The organism is Kribbella sp. NBC_00359, from assembly GCF_036097425.1.
In the GTDB taxonomy this organism is placed as follows: domain Bacteria; phylum Actinomycetota; class Actinomycetes; order Propionibacteriales; family Kribbellaceae; genus Kribbella.
Map to the genome: position 1 here is coordinate 7,976,889 of NZ_CP107975.1, position 21,082 is coordinate 7,997,970.

General features: G+C 68.3%; 20 protein-coding genes. 4 read left to right on the forward strand and 16 right to left on the reverse strand.

Annotation, left to right across the window (positions count from 1 at the left end; translation table 11 throughout):
• Positions 1 to 16 precede the first annotated feature (16 nt).
• Genes paaE through paaA form a run of 5 tightly spaced genes read right to left on the reverse strand, consistent with a single transcriptional unit; the run spans position 17 to position 3,514 of the window.
• Entirely contained in the window at positions 17 to 1,102 is a 1,086-nt protein-coding gene (gene paaE, locus OG876_RS38725; protein WP_328521696.1) for a 1,2-phenylacetyl-CoA epoxidase subunit PaaE, read from the reverse strand.
• Entirely contained in the window at positions 1,103 to 1,582 is a 480-nt protein-coding gene (gene paaD / locus OG876_RS38730) for a 1,2-phenylacetyl-CoA epoxidase subunit PaaD (RefSeq protein WP_328521697.1), read from the reverse strand.
• Entirely contained in the window at positions 1,576 to 2,316 is a 741-nt protein-coding gene (gene paaC / locus OG876_RS38735) for a 1,2-phenylacetyl-CoA epoxidase subunit PaaC (RefSeq protein WP_328521698.1), read from the reverse strand. The genes paaD and paaC overlap by 7 nt, the downstream gene beginning before the upstream one ends.
• Positions 2,313 to 2,591, reverse strand: a complete 279-nt coding sequence (paaB, locus tag OG876_RS38740) for a 1,2-phenylacetyl-CoA epoxidase subunit PaaB (RefSeq protein ID WP_077016727.1) — start codon at positions 2,589 to 2,591, stop codon at positions 2,313 to 2,315. The genes paaC and paaB overlap by 4 nt, the downstream gene beginning before the upstream one ends.
• Positions 2,588 to 3,514: a 1,2-phenylacetyl-CoA epoxidase subunit PaaA gene (gene paaA, locus OG876_RS38745; RefSeq protein ID WP_328521699.1), complete on the reverse strand. Its 927-nt coding sequence runs from the start codon at positions 3,512 to 3,514 to the stop codon at positions 2,588 to 2,590. Before paaA ends, paaB begins: the two co-directional genes overlap by 4 nt.
• Before the next feature lie 174 nt (positions 3,515 to 3,688).
• On the opposite strand from paaA, the gene OG876_RS38750 reads away from it, so the two are divergent.
• A complete protein-coding gene (locus OG876_RS38750; RefSeq protein ID WP_328521700.1) occupies positions 3,689 to 4,873 on the forward strand; it encodes a DUF418 domain-containing protein in 1,185 nt (394 codons plus the stop codon).
• A 30-nt stretch (positions 4,874 to 4,903) separates the two neighbouring features.
• A complete protein-coding gene (locus tag OG876_RS38755) occupies positions 4,904 to 5,509 on the forward strand; it encodes a GNAT family N-acetyltransferase (RefSeq protein WP_328521701.1) in 606 nt (201 codons plus the stop codon).
• Here OG876_RS38755 and OG876_RS38760 read toward each other — a convergent pair.
• Positions 5,498 to 6,469 (reverse strand): helix-turn-helix domain-containing protein, encoded by a 972-nt coding sequence (locus tag OG876_RS38760; RefSeq protein WP_328521702.1) that lies wholly within the window; start codon positions 6,467 to 6,469, stop codon positions 5,498 to 5,500. The two genes, OG876_RS38755 and OG876_RS38760, sit on opposite strands and share 12 nt — an antisense overlap.
• A gap of 53 nt (positions 6,470 to 6,522) precedes the next feature.
• Here OG876_RS38760 and OG876_RS38765 point away from each other — a divergent pair, with 53 nt between their 5' ends.
• Positions 6,523 to 6,909, forward strand: coding sequence for a cupin domain-containing protein (locus tag OG876_RS38765; protein WP_328521703.1), 387 nt, complete (start codon positions 6,523 to 6,525; stop codon positions 6,907 to 6,909).
• Between the two features lie 5 nt (positions 6,910 to 6,914).
• On the opposite strand, the gene OG876_RS38770 is transcribed toward OG876_RS38765, so the two are convergent.
• A complete protein-coding gene (locus OG876_RS38770) occupies positions 6,915 to 7,352 on the reverse strand; it encodes a VOC family protein (protein ID WP_328521704.1) in 438 nt (145 codons plus the stop codon).
• Between the two features lie 183 nt (positions 7,353 to 7,535).
• Here OG876_RS38770 and OG876_RS38775 point away from each other — a divergent pair, with 183 nt between their 5' ends.
• Positions 7,536 to 9,260: an alpha/beta hydrolase gene (locus OG876_RS38775; protein ID WP_328521705.1), complete on the forward strand. Its 1,725-nt coding sequence runs from the start codon at positions 7,536 to 7,538 to the stop codon at positions 9,258 to 9,260.
• 503 nt (positions 9,261 to 9,763) lie between these two features.
• Here OG876_RS38775 and OG876_RS38780 read toward each other — a convergent pair.
• The 9 genes from OG876_RS38780 to OG876_RS38820 form a co-directional block, all read right to left on the reverse strand.
• On the reverse strand, positions 9,764 to 12,277 hold the full coding sequence (locus OG876_RS38780) for an ATP-binding protein (RefSeq protein ID WP_328521706.1): 2,514 nt from the start codon (positions 12,275 to 12,277) through the stop codon (positions 9,764 to 9,766).
• A gap of 131 nt (positions 12,278 to 12,408) precedes the next feature.
• Complete coding sequence (locus tag OG876_RS38785) at positions 12,409 to 12,855, reverse strand: hypothetical protein (RefSeq protein ID WP_328521707.1); 447 nt, start codon at positions 12,853 to 12,855, stop codon at positions 12,409 to 12,411.
• Position 12,856: 1 nt separating this feature from the next.
• Positions 12,857 to 13,603, reverse strand: a complete 747-nt coding sequence (dapB, locus tag OG876_RS38790) for a 4-hydroxy-tetrahydrodipicolinate reductase (RefSeq protein ID WP_328521708.1) — start codon at positions 13,601 to 13,603, stop codon at positions 12,857 to 12,859.
• Between the two features lie 76 nt (positions 13,604 to 13,679).
• Positions 13,680 to 15,512 (reverse strand): hypothetical protein, encoded by a 1,833-nt coding sequence (locus OG876_RS38795; protein WP_328521709.1) that lies wholly within the window; start codon positions 15,510 to 15,512, stop codon positions 13,680 to 13,682.
• A gap of 18 nt (positions 15,513 to 15,530) precedes the next feature.
• Positions 15,531 to 16,544: an ABC transporter ATP-binding protein gene (locus tag OG876_RS38800; RefSeq protein ID WP_328521710.1), complete on the reverse strand. Its 1,014-nt coding sequence runs from the start codon at positions 16,542 to 16,544 to the stop codon at positions 15,531 to 15,533.
• Positions 16,544 to 17,545, reverse strand: coding sequence for an ABC transporter ATP-binding protein (locus OG876_RS38805; RefSeq protein ID WP_328521711.1), 1,002 nt, complete (start codon positions 17,543 to 17,545; stop codon positions 16,544 to 16,546). The genes OG876_RS38800 and OG876_RS38805 overlap by 1 nt, the downstream gene beginning before the upstream one ends.
• Before the next feature lie 115 nt (positions 17,546 to 17,660).
• Entirely contained in the window at positions 17,661 to 18,557 is an 897-nt protein-coding gene (locus OG876_RS38810; RefSeq protein WP_328521712.1) for an ABC transporter permease, read from the reverse strand.
• Positions 18,550 to 19,476: an ABC transporter permease gene (locus OG876_RS38815; RefSeq protein ID WP_328521713.1), complete on the reverse strand. Its 927-nt coding sequence runs from the start codon at positions 19,474 to 19,476 to the stop codon at positions 18,550 to 18,552. Before OG876_RS38815 ends, OG876_RS38810 begins: the two co-directional genes overlap by 8 nt.
• Positions 19,473 to 21,053, reverse strand: coding sequence for a peptide ABC transporter substrate-binding protein (locus OG876_RS38820; RefSeq protein ID WP_328521714.1), 1,581 nt, complete (start codon positions 21,051 to 21,053; stop codon positions 19,473 to 19,475). The genes OG876_RS38815 and OG876_RS38820 overlap by 4 nt, the downstream gene beginning before the upstream one ends.
• Positions 21,054 to 21,082: the final 29 nt, after the last annotated feature.

The window sequence follows — 21,082 nt, forward strand, 5'->3', positions numbered from 1 at the left end:
GGGAGGCCGGTCGCTGCTATGCGTCGAAGTCCAGCGTCACCTGTGGTGTCGTCGGGTGGGACTGGCAGGTCAGCACGTAGCCGGCCCGGATCTCGTCGGGCTCGAGCGCCCAGTTCGTGTCCATGCGCACCGAACCTTCGAGGACCTTGGCTCGGCAGGTGCCGCAGACGCCGCCCTTGCAAGCAAAGGGGGCGTCGGAGCGAACCGCCAGCGTCGCGTCGAGGACGGCCTTCGAGTGCTCGCCGAGCGAGAAGGTCGAACGGCGACCGTCGAGGATGACGGTCACCTCGGCGGCGTCCTCGTCCACGACCGTCTCCTCGACCGGAGCCGCCGGGGCCTCGTCGCCGACGTGGAAGAGCTCGGCGTGCACGTGCTCACGCGCCACGCCCTCCCCCAGCAGCAACTCCTGCGCACCGACGACCATCGCGTACGGCCCGCACAGGAACCACTCGTCCACACTGTCCAACGGCAGGATCGTCGCGAACATCCGCCGCAGCCGCTCCGCGTCGATCCGACCACTGAACAACTCGACCTCGGTCGACTCCCGCGACAACACGTGCACCAGGTGGAGCCGCTCGGCGTATCGGTCCTTCAGATCGGCCAGCTCGTCGACGAACATCACCGACCCGGCGGTCCGATTGCCGTAGAGCAGGGTCACGCGCGAGCCTGGTTCCGTAGCGAGGATCGTCGCGACCAGCGACAGCACCGGCGTGATCCCGCTGCCCGCCGCGACGAACGCGTAGTGCTTCACATTCGCCGGGTCGAGCGTCGTACCGAATCGGCCGAGTGGGGTCATCACCTCCAACTCGTCACCGACCTTCAGGTCATGCGCCGCGTACGCCGAGAACTCGCCGCCAGGGATCCGTTTCACGCCGATCCGCAGGACGCCCGACCCCGCGGGCGAGCAGATCGAGTAGCTCCGCCGTACTTCGTCCCCGGCACGACGGATCGTCAGGTGCTGACCTGCGGTGAACTCGTACTCCCCCACGAGCTCGGCAGGCACCGCGAACGTGATCGCCACCGAGTCGTCGGTGATCGCTTCGATCGCGGCGACCTTCAACGGGTGAAAGACCGCCCGGCGCCGGGCCACTGTCGTCGTCATCTAGATCGCCTTGAAGTGGTCGAAAGGCTCCCGGCAGCTGTTGCACCGCCAGAGCGACTTGCAGGAGGTCGAGCCGAAGCGGCTCAGCTCCGTGGTGTCGGGCGACCCGCACAACGGGCACCGGATCGTCAACGACAGAAGGACAGGCCCACCAACGGCGCGACGACCAGTCGGTGGGGCGATGCCGTACTCGGTCAGCTTGACCTTGCCGGCCTCACTCATCCACTCCGTCGTCCACGCGGGCGACAGGACGGTCTCGACACGCCCGTCGACGTGGAGAGCCTGCAGTGTCAGCTCGACCTCGTGCCGGATCAGGTCCATCGCCGGACAGCCGGAGTACGTCGGCGTGATCGTCACGACGACCTCATCGCCTTCGTGCCGCACCCCGCGCAACACACCAAGGTCCGCGATCGTCAGCACCGGCACCTCTGGGTCCGTGACCTCGCCGACGGCCTCGAGGATCGCGGTGTCGGTCACCATGTCGCCCCCGGGTGCGAGCGAGCCACATGCTGCAGCTCCGCGAGCAGATACCCCAGGTGCTCGGTGTGACGCCCCTGACGGCCACCACTGTGCTGGTACGACGCCTCTGGCCGGCTGCACGTTGATTCGTCGATCACTGCCATCACTCGACGCGTCCACTCGTCCTGCAGCGTCGACGGGTCCACTGCGACCGCGAGACGTCGTACCAGGTCGTCGGACTCGAACATCTCGGCGGTGTAAGGCCAGACCGCTTCCAGAGCGGTCTGCATCCGGCTATGGCTCTCGTCGGTGCCATCGCCGAGGCGCAGCACCCACTGGGTCGCGTGGTCGACGTGGTAGGCAACCTCTTTGACTGCCTTGCCGGCAACCCCGGACAGCGTCTCGTCGGCGGACGTCTGGAGCTCGTCGTACAAGAGATGCTGATAGGTCGCGAAGTACAGCAACCGTGCCATCGCGTGGGCGAAGTCACCGGTCGGCAGTTCGCACAGCTGCAGGTTGAGGAAGTCGCGCTCGTCCCGGAAGTAGGCGAGATCGTCCTCCGACCGGCCGGCTCCTTCGACGGAACCGGCGTACTGCAGCAGCGACCGCGCCTGGCCCAGCTGGTCCAGGCCGATGTTGCCGAGGGCAACGTCCTCCTCGAGCTGCGGGGCGGCCGCGATCCACTCGGCGGTGCGCTGCGCGGAGATCAGCGCGTCGTCGCCGAGGCGGAGCGCGTACACGAACAGATCGTTCACAGGTGGTCGACGCCTTCCGGGACCTGGTAGAAGGTCGGGTGCCGGTAGACCTTGTCGCCCGCCGGGTCGAAGAACTCGTCCTTCTCGTCCGGGCTGGACGCGGTGATGTCGGACGCCCGCACGACCCAGATGGAGACTCCCTCCTGGCGACGGGTGTACACATCGCGCGCATTGCGGAGCGCCATGGTGGCATCCGGTGCGTGCAGGCTGCCCACGTGCGTATGCGACAGCCCTCTGCGCGAGCGGACGAACACCTCCCACAGTGGCTCGATCATGCTGCACTCTCCTTGCGAGCGGCCTGCTTCGCCGCATAGGCGGCCGCGGCCTCACGGACCCACGCACCGTCCTCGTGCGCCTTGACCCGATGCGCGAGCCGCTGCTGGTTGCACGGGCCGTTGCCCTTCACCACGTCGTACAACTCGGTGTAGTCCGGCTCGGTGAAGTGGTAGTGCCCGGACTCCTCGTCGTACGACAGGCCGTCGTCGGGCACCCGGATCCCCAGTACGTCGGCCTGCGGGACGGTCATGTCGACGAAGCGCTGGCGCAGCTCGTCGTTGCTGTGCCGCTTGATCCCCCACGCCATCGACTGCTCCGAGTGCGTGGACGCGGAGTCGGGCGGACCGAACATCATCAGCGACGGCCACCACCAGCGGTCGAGGGCGTCCTGGGCCATCGCCTTCTGCGCCTCAGTGCCGTTGCACAGCGTGTGCAGGATCTCGAAGCCCTGCCGCTGGTGGAACGACTCCTCCTTGCAGACCCGGACCATCGCCCGCGCGTACGGCCCGTAGGAGCAGCGGCAGAGCGGGACCTGGTTCACGATCGCGGCGCCGTCGACCAGCCAGCCGATCGCGCCGATGTCGGCCCAGGTCAGGGTCGGGTAGTTGAAGATGCTGGAGTACTTCTGCTTCCCGCTGTGCAGCAGGTCGAGCAGGTCTGCGCGATCCACGCCGAGCGTCTCGGCCGCGGCGTACAGGTAGAGCCCGTGGCCGGCCTCGTCCTGCACCTTCGCCATCAGGATCGCCTTGCGGCGCAGCGACGGCGCGCGGCTGATCCAGTTGCCTTCCGGCTGCATGCCGATGATCTCGGAGTGCGCGTGCTGCGCGATCTGCCGGATCAGGGTCTTGCGGTACCCCGCCGGCATCGCGTCCCGCGGCTCGATCCGGCCGTCGGCGTCGATGGTCGCCTGGAAGCTGTCCATACCGGCAGCATAGCCGAGATGTGACACTTTCTCTCCAAACCGACAACAAGTGTCACAAAGTCGGACGGGGTGGTGGTAGGTCCACCCGCGAAGTGGTGGCAGCGCGCTGGGTCCGCGCCAGGTGCACCGGGAGTATTCAGTTCAAGGCTTATACAGTTTTGGAAAGGACTCCTCGTGACCACGCAGACGCTCCCGGCCGTCGATCATCGCGGACCGGTCACCGGTACGGAACGTGCGCTCGCACCCGACCTGATCCGCGGTGCGATGCTGCTGCTGATCGGCCTGGCCAACAGCGCCAACTTCGCCTTCGCCGGCCAGCCCGGCGTCGAAAGCTCACCGCACGGCCTCGAGCGCGTGCTGAACTTCGTCAAGCTCACCTTCGTGGACGCCCGGGCCTACCCGGTGTTCGCGGTGATGTTCGGCTACGGCCTGGTCCAGCTGGCCCGGCGGCAGCGCTCCGCCGGCGCGACCCCCGGCGCGGTCCGGCGGATTCTGCTCAAGCGCAACGGCTGGCTGATCGCCTTCGGCCTGGTCCACGCGACGCTGCTGTACTTCGGGGACTACCTCGGCGCCTACGGCATCGTCGGCATCATCTGCACGCTGTTCCTGCTCAACCGCGGCGACAAGTTCCACCGGATCATCCTCGGCGTCTGGGCCTTGGAGATCGTCTATGTCCTGGTCATCGCTGCCCAGGCCGCCCTCACGGTCGTCAACAGCTCGGGGCCCGCACACCCGCTCACCAACGACCCGAATCCCTCGCTCGCTGCCACGTCGTACGGCGCCAGTGTGATCGATCGGCTGCACGAGTACCCACTGCACACCGCGAGCGTCGTCGGCTTCATCATGGTCGTCTGGCTGGGCATCTGGGCGGCCCGCAAGCAGATCCTGGAGAACCCGGGTGCACACCGCAAGCTGTTGTCCTGGGTCGCCGCTGTCGGCCTGGGGATCACGATCCTGGGTGGTCTGCCGCTCGCGCTGGTCGGTGCCGGCTGGTTGAACGTCGACGAGACCGCGGTCGACTCGCTGAGCTTCCTTTCGCACGTCAGTGGGATGTTCGGTGGACCGGGCTACATCGCCTTGTTCGCTCTGCTGGTCTCGCGCATCACCACGCTGTCGCTGCCGGTCCGCGCGGTCTCGGCGCTGGGTCAGCGATCGCTGTCCGGCTATCTGTTCCAGTCGGTCTCGTGGATGGTGCTGCTGGCTCCCTTCACGTTGGACCTTCACTTCGGGAGTACGGCGTACACCGCGGCCCTGATCGCGGTTGGTGTGTGGGTCGTCTCGGTGATCGGCGCCTACGCGATGAGCAGGCGTTCCTACCGTGGTCCGGCCGAGACCCTGCTGCGGCACCTCGTGTACTGAGCGCCCGTCGGCTTTGGGAGGATGGCGGGCATGAGTGACTTCGGCGTACCGGAACCCGCCAACCTGTCCGACCTCTCCGGTGAGAGCCCGGTGGCCGAGACGAGTGTGCGGCTGGCGCTTCCGGCCGAGGCGAACGAGATCGGCGAGATCCAGGTCGCCGCGTGGCGGACGGCGTACGCCGGTCTGCTGCCGCTGGATGTCCTCGCCGACCTCAGCCCGGCGCAGTTCGCGGCGCAGTGGCGGGCCGCGTTGCTCGCGCCGGGCGAGGCGCGCAACCGGGTGATGGTCGCGCTGGCCGGCCGCACCTTGGTCGGCTTCGCCGCGATCACGCCGTCCGACGACCCGGACGCCGACCCGCGCCGGGACGCGTTGATCGCCGAGCTCGCGGTCAAGCCGGAGGCCACCCGCGCCGGCCATGGTTCGCGGCTGCTGAACGCGGTTGTCGACACCATCCGCGCCGACGGGTTCAGCCGCGTGACAGTGTGGGTCAACTCCACCGACGACGTCCTCCGCGCCTTCTACACCGAGGCCGGCTGGGCCCCGGACGGAGCGCATCGTGAGCTCGACCTGTACGGCGACGAGTCGGTGCGCATCAAGCAGATCCGCCTCCACACCGACCCGGGTTCAGCTGACTGACCGCAGCGCGAACCGCCGGCGGTAGTCGCTGGGCGTCAAGCCGGTGGTGCGTTTCAGCTGGATCCTGAGGTTGGCCGCCGTACCGAGGCCGCAGGTCCTCGCGATCGTCTCCAGCCGGACCTCGCCGCGTTCGAGCAGCCGGCAGGCGAAGGCCACCCGCTCACCGGTCAGCCAGGCGAGTGGCGTCGTACCCAGCTCGGCCTGGAACCGGCGATGCAGGGTCGCTTGACTGACCGCGGCGTACGTCGAGATGTCCGCGACCGTCAGCGGGCTGCCGAGCCGCTCCCGCGCCCACTCGAGCAGCGGCGCCAGTGAGGTGTCCGCGACCACCGGCACCGGCTGGTCGATGAACTGGCGTTGACCGCCGTCGCGATGCGCCGTGAACACCAACCGCCGGCTCACCGCGTTCGCGATCTCGGCGCCGTGGTCGCGGCGGATCAGATGCAGGCCGAGGTCGAGCGCCGCCGCACTCCCGGCCGCGGTCAGAACGTTGCCGTCGTCAACGAACAGGACGTCCGGCAGCAGTTCCACCTGCGGATACGACCGCCGGAAGGTGTCAGCCCATCGCCAATGTGTCGTCGCCCGGCGGCCGTCCAGCACTCCGGCGGCCGCCAGCGTGAACGACCCTGTGCAGAAGCTCACCAACCGCGCTCCCCGCTGCGCGGCCCGCCGTACGACGTCCAGCACGGCGTCCGACGGTGGCACTTCGGGATCAGGACGATTCGGCACGATCACCGTGTCGGCGCGATCCACCTGATCGAGGCCGGCGACCCCGGTCAGCGTGAAGAAGCCGGAATGCATGCGGATCGAGGGGTCCGGCGCGCAGAGGCTGAGCTCGTACCAGTCCCGGTCGAGCTCGGGCCGGCGCAGGCCGAACAGCTCGGTGGCGACGCCCAGCTCGAACGGGTTCGAACCGTGGTCCACGATCACGGCGACATGGTGCGAGGATTCTTTCGGCATCTGCCATTTCTAGCACTCACTCTTCGCCCGCGCACGCGGGAAGACTGGGCCGCATGAGCCACGAACCGGTTGATCTGCACGCTGTCCTGAAGACCTTCGACGACCTCTGGAGCCCGCGGATCGCCGCGCGGATCAACGACTACGACGTCCGCGTCACCAAGGTGGCGGGGTCGTACATCTGGCACGTGCACGACACCACCGACGAGTTCTTCCTGGTCCTCGACGGCGATCTGAGCATCGCCGTCCGCGACCCGGACGAACGCGTCGTCTCCCTCTCCCCCGGCCAGGTCTTCGTCGTTCCCCGCGGCACCTACCACCGCCCCTTCTCCGACGCCGGCGCCTCCATCGTCGTCATCGAACCCGCCGGCATCCCCACCACCGGCGACCACCACGACCCTCTCCCCGCCCACATCGCCACCCACACCGGCCTGGAGATCTGAGCCCTTCAGGCCAGGCAGAACTCGTTGCCTTCCGGATCCCGCATGATCACGTGATATCCGTCGGCCTCGTCCAGCCGTTCAGCCACGGTGGCCCCGAGCCCGATCAGGCGATCCGTCTCACTCTCGATCGCCGTACGACGGTCCGCACCCTCGAGCCCTTGCGCGACTTTGATGTCCAGATGAAGGCGGTTCTTGACCTGCTTGGCCTCGGGAACCTGCAGGAAGAAGATGTCGGGGCGGTCGCGGTCCTTGTCGACCAGGGTGCGGCCGGTGTTGCGTTGGCCGACCGGGATGTTGTTGGCGTCGGCCCATTCGTCCCAGGTGGCGAAGCCCGCCGGCACACCGAACGGGAAGTCGTAGCCGCCGAGCGCCGCCATCCAGAAGCGGGCCACGCGATCCGGGTCGGCGCAGTCGAAGACGATGTGCAGGTCGAACGCGGGCATGGTCGACACTCCTTACTTGGGCGTCCCAGCAGTCTCGCGTACTTCTGCCGTCGGACGGCCAGGGCAAGCCGTACATACCATCCGGCGGATTGGCGACCGGCCGGGGGTGGTGCTCGACCGGCATCGGCGGGCATGACAGATTGCGACGGTCCGATTACGCAAAGGCCATCCGCTGGAGTCTGCATGAAGTACCTCACCCTGGCCGTGAGTCTGGGGCTGTCCGCTGCTGTTGTTCTCGTCGTACCGGGGTCTGGGGCGACCGCCTCGATGCAAACGGCGACGGTGGTCGACCGGGCGCATCCGGTGGCCAACAAGTACCTGAAGCAGAGACCCGTGTGGACCCAGTGCGGCGACAAAGAGCTGCGCACGTACTGCGCCAAGATCACCGCACCGCGCGACTGGACGAACCAGTACTCCGGCAACGACATCCAGATCGCGGTCAGCAAGGTCGCACCGGCCAAGGGCAAACCGAGCCGGGTCATCTTCGGGAACCCTGGCGGCCCGGGTGGCGCCGGCCTCGGGATGGCGCCGTACCTGGCGAGCCAGGCACCGCTCGCGAAGGATCACCTCGCGGTCGGGTTCGACCCGCGCGGCACCGGTGACAGCACCGACGTGACCTGCGAGGGCGCACCCGGCTACTCGATGGACGCGCGCGACCGGGATCCGTGGAACCTCGACCTGATCGCCGAGGCGTCGGCGATGACGCAGCCGTACTGCGACCGCCAGTCGCGCGGCCTGCTCCCGTACGTAACCACCGCGCAGACCGTCCAGGACATGGATCTGATCCGGCAACTGCTCGGCTTCGACACGATCGACTACCTCGGGTACTCCGGCGGCACCTGGCTCGGGGCGTACTACCAGACCTACTTCCCCGAGCACGTCGGACGCTTCGTGCTGGACTCGAACACCGACTTCACGCAGCCCTGGATCAACACCTTCGTCGCGCAGCCGCCGGCGTTCGAGCGCCGGTTCCGCGCGGACTTCGCGACCTGGGCGGCGAAGTACGACGGCGAGCTGCACCTCGGCACCTCACCCGGCGCGGTCATCCGGACCTACGAGCGGTTACGCGCGGCACTGAAGAAGCAACCGGCTGTCGAGGAGTTCTTGGACGGCTCGGTCAAGGTCGGCTACGACCAGAACACCCTGGACTCGATCATTTCCGGGGATTTGTATACAAAACTCGACTTCTATTCGCTGGCGATCGACCTGGCATTTCTCCGCGACCTTTCCGCGGCTCAGACAAAGGGCGGACCCCGGGCCGCGCAACGTCAGGTGGACGCATTGTCGCCCGCCCGGCAGCACGAACTGGTCCAGCGCGCCAACCGCGGCGTCGTCGGGCTCCCTCCACTGGGACGGATGATCGGGGACGACGCCGAGAGCGCGACCTTCACGGCGATCACCTGCAACGACACGCCCTGGCCGCAGGGCCGCGAGTACGGCCGGCAGTTGGCCGGTCGCCTCGGGCCGAAGAACCCACTGCTCGGCTGGACCATGACCGAGAACCCGTGCTTCTACTGGGATCGCCCCAACCTGACCATGCCCACGCCGACCGGCAAAGGCTTGCCTACAACGCTGATGGTGCAGTCGGTGCACGATCCGGCGACCAACTACTCCCTCGCCGTCGCCGCCCACAACAGGTACGCCGGTTCGCGCCTGCTCACCGTCACCCGCGAAGGCGACCACGGCGTGTACGGCGGCGTGAACAAGTGCGCGGACAAGATCGTCAACGCCTTCCTCACCACCGGGAAGGCGCCGGCCAAGGACGTCAGCTGCGCCGGCGAGGGCATCCCCGCCCCGTCGGCGCCGGCCCCGGAACTCGAGGAGAGCGGCGAGCAGGGGTACGCCGGGAGCGCACCACTGCGCCGGATCGCGGGACTCACCAAAGCCGTCTCGGGATATCTGCACTGATCCGAGCGACCGTTTGAATCGCAGGAAAGGATTGTCCGCCACGGACGGAAAGGGCCGTCAATTTCTGTCCGAATTCCCTACGCTCGGACAGATCATGATCACCGTCGGCGAAATCCGGACCACGCTTTCGTTGTCAGGACAAATTTGTCAGGGCGATGTCAGGGTAACGTCCCTGTGCGACAGAGCGTGATTTCGACAACCTTGAGTCAGCGCGGAGGACCAGGCGTCGACCGGGAGGGCTCGACGGCAGGTGTCCATCGCCGACGTGGCTTCGGCCGGCTGTGAGGTGGGGGGACTGCCTGGGGGGTCAGACAGAGACACAGCCGGCCGGGCCACGCACACGGCGTTATTCGCCCGCGCTCCCAAAACCCTCGCGGGGTGCCGTCGATCCCCCAGGTCGTGGTGCTCCGCGAGGCACAAGGTCGAGGGGCTCGATCACCAGACCCGACCTACGCCGATCAGCAGCCCTGGTGGACTGCTGATCGGTTTTGTTCTGCCCGGCGTCAGAGCCGGCCGGTGTGATTCGGGTTGTGGCTCGAGGCCGGTGGCGGGTAGCCGTCGGCGACCGCGGCCAGTGGGGCCGCACGCCCGGCCGACCAGGCGGTCCGGAAGGCCCGCCGGTCCAGGGACCCCTCGATCGCGGCCCGAGTCGCTTGGTAGTCCGGCTTCTCGATCTCCGGCACCGGTGCGCCGATGACCTCGCGGACACCATCCGCGGCTCCCAGCAGGAACGCGGCGTAGTCGCTGCGGCCGCGTTGCTGGGCGACCGCCGCGAGCTCCTCGAGCACACTGGCCGACCGCCACCGATCACCCAGATCGCGATGCTCGGCCAGGCTCTCGTCCAGCAGATGTACGGCGCGCTCCGTCAGGCCGCGACGGCGTTCCACGATGCCCAGCTGGTTGAGCGACCAGGCGACACCCTCGCGGTACCCGAGCCGCTGGGACAACGCCAGACTCTCCTGCAGCAGGTCCTCGGCCTCGACCAGCTCACCGCTGTACTGCGCGATCGCGCCGAGGCTGATCAGCGACCAGGCCAGCCCCTCGCCGTCACCGATCACCCGGAAGCTGTCCCGTGCACGCTGGCACCGCCGCGCACCCACTTCGAGGTCGCCGCGCAACCAGGCCACGAACCCCAGGTGGTTGTGCGCCCAGGCCATCCCGGACCGGTCGCCGAGACTCTCGTAGAGGTCGAAACTCTCGCAATGCAGGTCCTCCGCGGCCGAGTAGTCGCCGCGCTCCCGGGCGACTCCCCCGAGCCGCTGCAGGACGAGCGCCGTACCGGCTGTGTCTTCCTGCTCCTTGTACTGCCTCAGGGCGGTCTCCAGCCGGACGGTCGCGGCGTCGTACTCGCACTGCAGGAACGCCAGCATGCCCGCGCCCAGATTCGCCTTTGCGCAGGCGGGAGCCAGACCGCCCAGCTCTTTGGCCGGCACCGAGTCGGCGAGAGCCAGCGAACGTTCCAGCCACTGGCTGCCCTCGGCATAGTGCCCACGCAGGTAGCAGAAGAGCCACAGGCCGCCGGACAACCGCAGCGCCTCGCTGAGCGAATGCGTCCGCAAGGCCCACGCCATGGCGGAGCGAAGGTTGTCCAGCTCGTCGTCCAGCCGCTCGAGCCAGTCGGCCTGGTTCGGACCACGCAGGTGACCTTCGGCCTCCTCGGCGAAGCTGATGTAGTACTGCGCGTGCCGCCGGGCCGCCTCCTCCGTCCAGCCGGCCCCCGCCAACCGGTCGGCGGCGAACTCACGAATCACCGCGAGCATGTAGTACCGCGCCATGCCGCGCCGCCGCGTCACCCGGATCAGCGACTTGTCCACCAGCCGCCCGGTGAGGTCGAGCGCCTCGGCCCGCTCCAACGGCCCTGGTGAAGCCTTCCCCGACATGACGGTCGCGGCCGCGTTCAGCGTCCAACCGCCGACGAACACCGACAGCTGCGCGAACACGTCCCGCTCCGCCGGAGTGAGCAGGTCATGGCTCCACTCGATCGCGCCGTACATGGACTGCTGGCGCGGTGACGCCGTCCGCGAGCCGCCGGCCAGGATGCCGAACGACGTCTCCAGCTCGCTCGCCAGCTCCTCGATGGTCATCACGTTGGTCCGCGCCGCGGCCAGCTCGATCGCGAGCGGCATGCCCTCGAGCCGCCGGACCACGCGCGCGACCTGGTCGATCTGCCCGGCCGGATCGTAGCCGCGGGCAATCGCGCGCTCCACGAACAACCGGACCGCGGCCGACGACTCCAGCTGATCCTCGTCGTGTGGCAGGGCCAGCGCAGGGACGACGTACACGCTCTCGCCGGGGACACGCAGGAGCTCGCGGCTGGACGCGAGGATCGACAGGTTCGGGCAGTACTCCAAGAGGGCGGCGCAGATCTGGCCGACGGTCGCGACGACATGCGAGCAGTTGTCGAAGACCAGCAGCATGTGACTGCGGCCGATCTGTTCGGCGATCTCCTCGACCAGCCGGGTGCTCTCCACCAGATGCAGGCCGGTGGAGGCCGCGACGGCCGGTACGACGGCGGCCGGGTCGCTCAGCGCGGCGAGTGGCACCCAGCAGACGCCGTCCTGGAAGCTGTCGGTGAGTTCGTTGGCCACCGCCATGGTCAAGCGGGTCTTCCCCACGCCGCCCGGCCCGGTGAGGGTCAGCAAGCGGGTGATGCGCTGGCCCAGCAAGCGTCTGGTGGCGGTGAGCTCGGTGGTGCGGCCGATCAGCTGGTTCGGCGGGGCGGGCGGCTGGCGCATCGGCGGCCGACTGGTCTCGGTCTCCCGGCGCGCGGACGCGGTGAGCTGTGACCGGTCCGGATCCTCCAGCCGGAGAGCGTCCGCAAGCAGGCGCAGCGTGTGTGCTCGCGGCGCTCGCCGACGTCCCCGCTCCAAGGCCGCGATCGCATCGACACTCAAGCCGGCCAGCTCCGCCAGACCCTCCTGCGACAGCCCGGCCTCACGCCGATGCCGGCGCAGCAGGCCGCCGAATCCTGCCCCCTGCACGTCGTCCGAAGCGCGGCCAGACCCGTCTGATGGCACAGGACGGCTCCACCCAGTCTCCGACCTGCACGTGGCGGTTGCCACGCACGTCTTGAAAGTATCCCGTTTCACACCTGGTTGTCAGTTACCGCCATGTCGTTCACAGCGAACTCCCAGGTAACTAACGGCCTTCAGTCCACCGTCTGGTCGTGGTGAGCGATCGCTGTCCGCATCGTCGCGCGGGCCCGCTTCCGGTCGCCCGCGGCGTCGTATGCAGTGGACAGGCGGAACCACACCCGCCAATCGTCGGGCGCCGCTTCCGCCTCGTCCTTGTACTTGAGGAATGCGGCGTCCGCGGCGGCTCGGTCGATCCGTCCGGACGGCCGGCGCGGCAGATCGTCGATCGGCAGGCCACCGTCCGCCTCGAGTTCGCCGGCGAGGGCCTCGGTCCGGCGGCCGAACTGCAGTTCGCGCCAGACCAGGTAGATCCCGAGCAGCGGGATCACCAGGACCGCGATCCCGAGCCCGATCGCCACCGGGTCGCCGGTCCCGATCAACAACACACCACGCCAGCCGAGCAGTACGGCGTACGCGACGAACACCACCGCGATCACGATCGCCGCACGCTTCGCGCTCATCTCAGGCTAGATCCATGAAGTGCTCGAGGCCGACGGTCAGCCCAGGCGTGCCGACGATCCGCCGGACGCCTAGGAGGACGCCAGCCATGAACGAGACCCGGGCCATCGAGTCGTGCCGGATCGTCAGCGTCTCCCCCTCGTCACCGAACAGGACCTCCTGGTGCGCGACCAGGCCGCGCAGCCTGACCCCGTGCACCCGGATCCCGTCGACATCCGCTCCCCGAGCGCCATCCAGCGCCGTCGTGGTCGCGTCGGGGATCGGTCCGGCCCCGGCGTCCCGGCGGGCGGCGGCGATCAGTTCCGCCGTACGGCGTGCCGTCCCGGACGGAGCGTCCACCTTGTCCGGGTGGTGCAACTCGACGATCTCGACGGACTCGTAGTACCGGGCGGCCTTAGCGGCGAACTGCATCATCAGGACCGCGCCGATCGAGAAGTTCGGCGCGATCAGTACGCCGGTGCCCGGGCTGGCGTCGAGTTGCGAGCGCAGCGTGGCCAGCCGTTCGTCGTCGAACCCGGTGGTCCCGACGACCGCGTGGATGCCGTGCTCGATGCACCAGGCCAGGTTGTCCATCACGACCTCGGGCCGGGTGAAGTCGACCACCACCTGCGCACCGGCTTTGGTCAGCTCCTCGAGCTCGTCGCCCTGGTCGAGCCGGGCGACCAGCTCGCAGTCGTCGGCCTCCTCGACCGCGAGGCACGTCTGAGCGCCCATCCTGCCCTTGGCTCCCAGCACACCGACCTTGATCATGCGCACCCTTCCGGTTGGAATCGAGGGCACCAGGATCTCATCCGGTCCTCCGCGTTCCGGTCAGGGTGCCGGTGGGTCAGGGTTTCTGCGCGGCTCGCTCGGCGCGCGGGACGTAGACCTGCAGCTTGATCGTGTCCTTCGCCGGCGCGAGCAACGCGTAGTCGGCCTGGAAGTCCAGCCCGCAGGCGCGCAGGGCGGTGACCTCGACGTCGGAGATGGGACGGTTGAGGATGATGATCGGCGGGCGGCTCGCGCCCCAGGGCGGGCCGTTCCGGCAGACCTCCTCGATCCCGGCCGCGGTCCTGGACCGTTCCTTCGGCGCGACCCAGGCCTCGCCGACCGGCTTCCCCTGCAGCATCAGGACGATCCCGGCCATCTTGTCGAACGCCAGGATCGGCCGACCGGCCGGCTGGAGATACGCCCGGAGTTCGGTCGCCAGCTTGGAGTAGTTCCGCTCGGCCAGCGGCTCGACGTAGAGGCCCTTCAACGCCGGCAGGGACGCCGCCGAGGTCAGCTGTGTGTGCCCGACCGACCGATAGGGGTACTGGAACAGGCCGGTGTAGGCGATGGACGCCACCGCCACCAGCGACGCAACGGCCACGATCCCCACGGTCGCCCGCGCGACGATCGGCGCCGCCCAGATCCCGGTCACCACCGCGATCATCACTGCGGCCCAGGCGGCGAACGCGTTGAAGCCGATCGTGTAGAGCGGGTTGTTCGTCCCGAACGCCTGCACCAGCGGCAGCACGACCAGCAGCCCGAGGACAACCCATCCCCGCGCGTTCTCGCGGCTCAGCACAGACCGATCCGTCAGCCGGAGCCGACCGGCGACCACAGCGGCCACGGCCGTCACCAGCGCGACGAGTACGGCGGCCAGGAGCGTCACCGTGTACCGCGACGTGTGCCCGGACCCACCCACCGCGGCACCATCGGCGACCACCCGGCGTACCGACAGAGCGAACGCAACGAGCACGAGGACCCCGGCGACGATGCGCAGCCAACGCCATCGGGCGATCACCGCGACGGCGGCCGCGACCAGCAGGATCCCGTGGTCGCGGAGTGTCCGTCCGAGCAGGTTGAGACCGGTCGACCAGTAGACGTGCAACAGGGCGGCCGGCGAGTACGACGTGTCCGCGATGAACCTGTTCACGGCCATGATCCCCGGCACCGCGACGTTCAGCCGGACCACGAACAACTGCACCACGAGCGCCGCCACCGCGAGACCGGCCAGCGCGAGACCGACACCGCGGGCAACGGCCCGCAAGCCCTGGCCGGCCAGGACGATCAGGGCGGCGACCACGATCAGCCCGATCACCACCACCGAGGTCCACTTCGCCAGCACCATCGCTCCGATAACGAGACCGGCCACGAGCAGCACCCAGAACGGCACGGTGCGCCCGCGATCGACCGCCGTCGCGATCCACAACACGCACGAGACCAGCGTCAGCGCACCGAGCAGGACCACATCGTTGTAGCCGGGCGACTGCGGCAGCCAGCTGTAACACATGCCGCCCGCGGCCAGAATGACCGCCATACCGGCCAGCTCCCACAGCCTCGTCGGCGCCGCGCCCGGCCGCCGGCCGCGCAACCAGCGCATGAAGCTGTACCCGAAGATCAGGTGGACGACGACCACGGTCAGCAGCCGGAACAGCCGCAACCGGACGATGTCGTACCCGAGCCACTCGAAGACCGGGCCGTACAGGTACTGCACTCCGGTCAGCGCCAGCGGATTGCTGTTCCACCACCGGTAGGACAGCAGGTAGTAGCCCTCGTCGGTGATGTCGAAGCCTTCGTTGGCGGCCCGGCCCGCGGTCAGGATCCACCACCCCGCGAGCCCGCCGGCAACCACGATGACCCCGGCCAGCAGCGCGAACTGCCTGCTCTTCGGGGTCATCGGTAGTGCGCTCACGGCCGCCACCCTAGGCCATCACTCCACAGATACCCCTTGGGCCGGGGCGTAGGCGGTCTGGGCATCTTCGGCGAAATGGCAGGAGACGGTCTGGCCGGAGGGGATCTCGCGGAGCTGCGGTTCCTCGCTGCTGCAGCGGGAATCCGCGCGCAGACAGCGGGTGTGGAACCGGCAGCCAGACGGCGGCATCACCGGAGACGGCGGGTCACCGGCCAGCACGATCCGCCTCCTGCCCTGCCGGGCCAGACCGGGCTCGGCGGACAGTAGCGCCTGCGTGTACGGATGCGCTGGTACGTCGTACACCTGCTGGTGCTCGCCCAGCTCGGCGACCTTGCCCAGGTACATCACCGCGACCCGGTCCGAGACGTGCCGGACCACGGAGAGGTCGTGGGCGACGAAGATGATGCTGAGACCAAGCTCACGCTGCAGGCGCATCAACAGGTTCACCACCTGCGCCTGGACGGACAGGTCCAGCGCGGACACCGGCTCGTCGCAGAGCAGTACGTCGGGGTTCAGCGCGATCGCCCGGGCGATCCCGATCCGCTGCCGCTGGCCGCCGGAGAACTGGTGCGGGAACTTGGTCTCGTCCTCGGCCCGCAGCCCGACCAGTTCGAGCAGTTCACGCACCCGGGACCGGACGTCGACACTCTTCGCGACGTCCGGGTGGACCTCCAGCGGCTCGGCCACGATCTCGCCGACCCGCATCCGGGGGTTCAGGCTCGAGTACGGGTCCTGGAACACCACCTGCACGTTGCGCCGCCAGCGCCGCAGATCGCGCGCCCTCAGCTTGCTGACGTCGACCCCGCCGTAGAAGAGCTGTCCCGACGTCGGCTTCTCCAGGGCGGCGAGCAGCCGGACCAGCGTGGACTTCCCGCAGCCCGACTCGCCGACGATGCCGAGCGACTCGCCCCGGCGGAGCGTCAGGTCGACGCCGTCGACCGCACGGACCAGTGTCTTGGTCCCGAAGCTCAGCGCCGGGCTGATGTCGTAGTGCTTCACCAGGTCGGTTGCCACCAGCAACTCGTCGGCCATCACACCGCCTCCCGTTCCGCGATCGACGTACGGCGGATGCACGCGGCATCCCGGCCAGGTGCGACGGTGAGCAGCGGGGGCACCTCACGCGCGCAGTCGTCGATCGCGTGCGGGCACCGGGGCCGGAACGCGCAGCCGGACGGGATCGCCCGCAACGACGGCGGCGTACCGGGGATGGTCGGCAGCTCCTGGCCTTTCAGGTCCGCCGACGGCATCGAGCCCAGAAGCCCTTCCGTATAAGGATGAACGGGGTACTCCAGGGCCTCCGCAGTGGACGCTCGCTCGACGACATGCCCGGCGTACATCACCACCACGTTGTCGGCGACGTCCGACACCACGCCGAGGTCGTGGGTGATCAGGACGACGCCCATCTCGCGTTCGGCCTGCAGTTCCGCGATCAGCTCCAGGATCTGTGCCTGGACGGTGACGTCGAGGGCCGTGGTCGGCTCGTCCGCGATCAGTACGTCGGGATCGAGCGCGAGCGCCATCGCGAGCATCACCCGCTGCCGCATGCCGCCGGAGAACTCGTGCGGGTAGTCGCGCACCCGCTTCGCCGCGGCCGGGATGCGGACCTGGTCGAGCATGTCCGCGGCCTGCCTGAGCGCGGCCTTCTTCGACATGCCGCGGTGCACGCGGTAGCACTCGGCGATCTGGGTGCCGACCGACTGGACCGGGTTCAGCGCCGACAGCGAGTCCTGGAACACCATCGTGATCCGGTCGCCGACGATCTTGCGCCGTTCCTTCACGGTCATCCCGATCAGGTCCACGCCGCGGTACTCCGCCGTACCGGAGACGATCCGGCCCGGCGGCATCTCGAGGATCCCGGTCAGCGCCTGGGTCGACACGCTCTTCCCCGACCCGGACTCCCCCAGGATCGCCAGCGTCTCGCCGGCGCGGACCTGCCAGGACACCCCGTCGACCGCACGCACCGGCCCGCGCGGGGTCTCGAACTCGACGCTGAGGTCCTCGACCTTCAGCAGCACTTCACCATGTCTTGTCATCGGGCCTCCCGGTCTGGACTGAGGAGTGCAGGGAGCGAAGCGACCGGAGCGACGAGGGAAGACCGGGAGACAAAGCCCGATGACCCACCGAGCCGGAGGCGAGGAATGTGCACAGTCATCGGAGCAACTTCGGGTCGAGGGCGTCGCGGATCGAGTCGCCGATGATCATGAACGAGATCGTCATCGTCGAGATGAACAACGCCGGCCAGATGAACAGGTGCGGAGTGTCCCGGTACGACGCCGCGACGCCGAACTGCGAACCCCACGAGATCGACGGCGGTTGCAGCCCGACCCCGAGGAACGTCAGCGCGGCCTCGAGGCCGACCATGCCGCCGATGCCGAGCGTGGTCATCGCCAGCAGCGGCGCCATCGCGTTCGGGAACACGTGCTTGCGCAGGATCCGCACCGGCGGTACGCCGATCGACCGGGCCGCCAGCACGTACTCGCGGTTGCGGACCGAGAACACCGTGGCCCGCATCAGCCGCATCCCGCCCGGCCAGCCGATCAGCAGGATCACGCCGACGATGATCCAGATGCTGCGGTTCGGTACCGAGTTCAGAATCACGATCAGCACCACGATGCCCGGCACCGCGAACAGTACGTCGGCGGTCCGCGAGATCAGCGCGTCGACGAAGCCCGGGAAGTACCCGGCCAGCAACCCGAACGAGCCGGCCAGGATGAACACCCCGAAACTCGCGCAGATGCTGACCAGGACCGACGGACGGGCGCCGTAGATCACGTTGGCGAAGTAGTCGCAGCCCTGGATGTCGAAACCGAACAGGTGTCCCGGGCTCCGGCCCTGCCGGCTCTTGGTCAGCTCGCAGAACCGCGGATCGACGGGGGTGAAGAGCTTCGGCACCGCCGCCATCAGGAAGAACAACAGCAGGAGCAGGCTGCAGACGACGAACTGCGGCTTGCGCAGCAGCGCCCGCAGCAGTTCCCGGTTCGACAGCGTGCGGCCGTCGCCGAGCTCCTGTGCCTCGGCGCCGACAACCGCCTGGATCTCAGACATTGCGCACCCTCGGGTCCAGGACGCCGTACAGCACGTCGACCAGCAGGTTGATCACGATGAACGAGATGAAGGCGAGGGTCGACAGCAGCACCACGACGCCACCCTCCTTCAGCTTGATCGCCTGGAACATGAACTGACCGAGCCCGGGCAGGTTGAAGATGCTCTCGGTGATGATCGCGCCGCCGAACATGCCGGCCAGGTCGATCCCGATGAAGGTCACCACCGGGAGCAGCGCGTTCGGCAGGATGTGTGACCACAGCACCCGCTGCTCCCCCAGTCCCTTCGCCCGCGCGGTCTTCACGAAGTCCGCGTTCACCGTCTCCACGATCGACGTCCGCATCAGCCGGGCGAGACCGGCGAACCCGAGCACGCCGATCACCAGCGCGGGCAACAGGTACGAGCGCGGGAACCCTTCCAGCACACCGGAGACCGGGAACCACTTCAGCTCGACGCCGAACAGGTACTGCGCGGCGAAGTACGCCACCAGCCCGGGCACCGCGAGCAGCACCAACGTTGCCAGCAGCAACGACTTGTCGATCAGCCCGTTGCGCTTGAAGCCGGCGTAGACGCCGAAGAACAGCCCCAGTGTCCACTGGAACGCGTTCGCCAGCAGCGTCAGCTTCAGCGTGACCGGGATCCGCAGCCGGAGCTGGTCGGCGATGTCCGCGCCCGCGAACGTCGTACCGAAGTGGCCGGTGAGGATGTCCTTCATGCTCAGCAGGTACTGGATGATGAAGGGATCGTCGAGGTGGAACTGGGCCCGCTTGGCCGCCAGCACGGCCGCCGGGATCGGCTTGTCGCCGGCCAGTTCCCGCAGGGGGTCTCCGGGCATCGCGAAGACGAGCGCGAAGACCCCCAGCGTGACGATCAGCCCGATCGGGACGGCCGCCAGCCCGCGGCGCAGGACGAACCGGATCACTTGAACGTCGCGTAGAGCGCCGACACCCCGACGTACTTCGACACCCGAGGCTCGATCTTGTCCGAGTGCAGATAGGCGTTCGACTTGGTGTACAGCGGGATCAGCGGCATGTCCTCGAGCGCGATGTCCTCGGCCTGCTGGTAGAGCTTGATCGCCTTGTCCTGGTCCGGCTCGGCGTCGCCCTTGGCCAGCACGGCGTCCAGCGCCGGGTTGTTGTAGCCGGCGAAGTTCGCGTCACCGTTGGACTTGAACATCGGGGTCAGGTAGTCCTCGATCGACGGGTAGTCGTGTCCCCAGCCGCCGAACCGCAGGCCGTCCAGCTTGCGGGAGTCGGCCAGCTCGGTGATCTCCGAACCCTGCTTGCCGGTGTACTTCACCTGCAGGCCGAGGTTCTGCCGGAGCATGTTGCCGATCGCCTCGGCGAAGATCTGGCCGGTGGCGGACGTGGTGTTGTAGTTGATGTTCAGCGGGCCGGAGAAACCGCCGGCCTCCTGCAGCAACGACTTGGCCTTGGCGGCGTCGAAGTCGCAGTACTTGCAGGCGTTGTCGCGGTAGCCGGCGATGTCCGGCGCGATCAGGCCCTTGGCCGGGTCGGACAGGCCGACCAGGTCGGCGAACGCCTTGCGGTCGATCGCCTCCGAGAACGCGTGCCGCAGCTTCGGGTTCTTGAACCGCGGGTCCCAGGCCGGGAAGACCAGGTAGTTCGCGCCGGAGCTGACGCTGGTCACCCACTTGTCCGGCGCGTCGGTCTTGAAGCTCTGCACCTTGGTCGACGGCACGTCGGTGAAGTCCACGTTGCCGGCCAGGAACTCGTTGTACGCCGTGTCCGCGTTCGGGATGAACCGGTAGGTGATCGAGTCCGCCTCGGGCGCGTTCGCTCCCTTGTAGCCGTCCCACTTGGCCAGCTTGATGTCGTCACCGGCGTTCCAGTCGGCGGCCAGCTTGTACGGGCCGTTGCCGATCGGCTTGCGCTTGTAGGCGTCCGGGTTCTTCCGCACCTCCTCCGGCAGCGGGGCCAGACCGAGGTACTGCAGGGTCAGGCCGAACTGCGAGAACGGCACCTTGAGCTTGACCGTGAAGGTCAGGTCGTCGACCTGCTTCAGGCCGCTGAGCGTCTTCACCGCGGTCGGCTTCGGCGTGGCGCCGTCCGGGGTCGGCGGGTTCAGCGCCTCGTACCCCTCGACCTTGGAGAAGAAGCCGTTGTTCTTCCAGGCGTTCGAGCCCTCGGCGGTCATGTTCCAGCTGTCCACGTAGTCCTTCGCGGTCAGCGGCTGGCCGTTCTGGAAGGTGTTGCCGGGCTTCAGCTTGATCGTCCAGGTCTGGCTGGTCTTGTCCGGTGTGACCGAGTCGGCCATCACGTTCTCGAGCTTGCCCGAGTTCGGGTCGGTGGTCACCAGCGGGGCGAACATCGCCATCGCGACCTGGATGCCCGGACTGCCGTTCTCGTTCAGTGGGTTGATGTACTCCAGCGGGTCGGCGGCGATCGCGATGATCTCACTCTTCGCACCGCCGGCGGAACTGCCGCCGGACTTCCCATCTCCACAAGAGGCGAGCACCAGTGCGAGACCGAGTGCCACCCCCACAACCCCAGTCAGACGTCGCACAG

What these genes read in the sequence shown, in the direction of transcription:
- paaE (WP_328521696.1), bottom strand. Translation starts at nt 1,102, where the DNA reads ATGACGACGACAGTGGCCCGGCGCCGGGCGGTCTTTCACCCGTTGAAG.
- paaD (WP_328521697.1), bottom strand. Translation starts at nt 1,582, where the DNA reads ATGGTGACCGACACCGCGATCCTCGAGGCCGTCGGCGAGGTCACGGAC.
- paaB (WP_077016727.1), bottom strand. Translation starts at nt 2,591, where the DNA reads ATGATCGAGCCACTGTGGGAGGTGTTCGTCCGCTCGCGCAGAGGGCTG.
- paaA (WP_328521699.1), bottom strand. Translation starts at nt 3,514, where the DNA reads ATGGACAGCTTCCAGGCGACCATCGACGCCGACGGCCGGATCGAGCCG.
- OG876_RS38755 (WP_328521701.1), top strand. Translation starts at nt 4,904, where the DNA reads ATGAGTGACTTCGGCGTACCGGAACCCGCCAACCTGTCCGACCTCTCC.
- OG876_RS38760 (WP_328521702.1), bottom strand. Translation starts at nt 6,469, where the DNA reads ATGCCGAAAGAATCCTCGCACCATGTCGCCGTGATCGTGGACCACGGT.
- OG876_RS38765 (WP_328521703.1), top strand. Translation starts at nt 6,523, where the DNA reads ATGAGCCACGAACCGGTTGATCTGCACGCTGTCCTGAAGACCTTCGAC.
- OG876_RS38770 (WP_328521704.1), bottom strand. Translation starts at nt 7,352, where the DNA reads ATGCCCGCGTTCGACCTGCACATCGTCTTCGACTGCGCCGACCCGGAT.
- OG876_RS38775 (WP_328521705.1), top strand. Translation starts at nt 7,536, where the DNA reads ATGAAGTACCTCACCCTGGCCGTGAGTCTGGGGCTGTCCGCTGCTGTT.
- OG876_RS38785 (WP_328521707.1), bottom strand. Translation starts at nt 12,855, where the DNA reads ATGAGCGCGAAGCGTGCGGCGATCGTGATCGCGGTGGTGTTCGTCGCG.
- dapB (WP_328521708.1), bottom strand. Translation starts at nt 13,603, where the DNA reads ATGATCAAGGTCGGTGTGCTGGGAGCCAAGGGCAGGATGGGCGCTCAG.
- OG876_RS38800 (WP_328521710.1), bottom strand. Translation starts at nt 16,544, where the DNA reads ATGGCCGACGAGTTGCTGGTGGCAACCGACCTGGTGAAGCACTACGAC.
- OG876_RS38805 (WP_328521711.1), bottom strand. Translation starts at nt 17,545, where the DNA reads ATGACAAGACATGGTGAAGTGCTGCTGAAGGTCGAGGACCTCAGCGTC.
- OG876_RS38810 (WP_328521712.1), bottom strand. Translation starts at nt 18,557, where the DNA reads ATGTCTGAGATCCAGGCGGTTGTCGGCGCCGAGGCACAGGAGCTCGGC.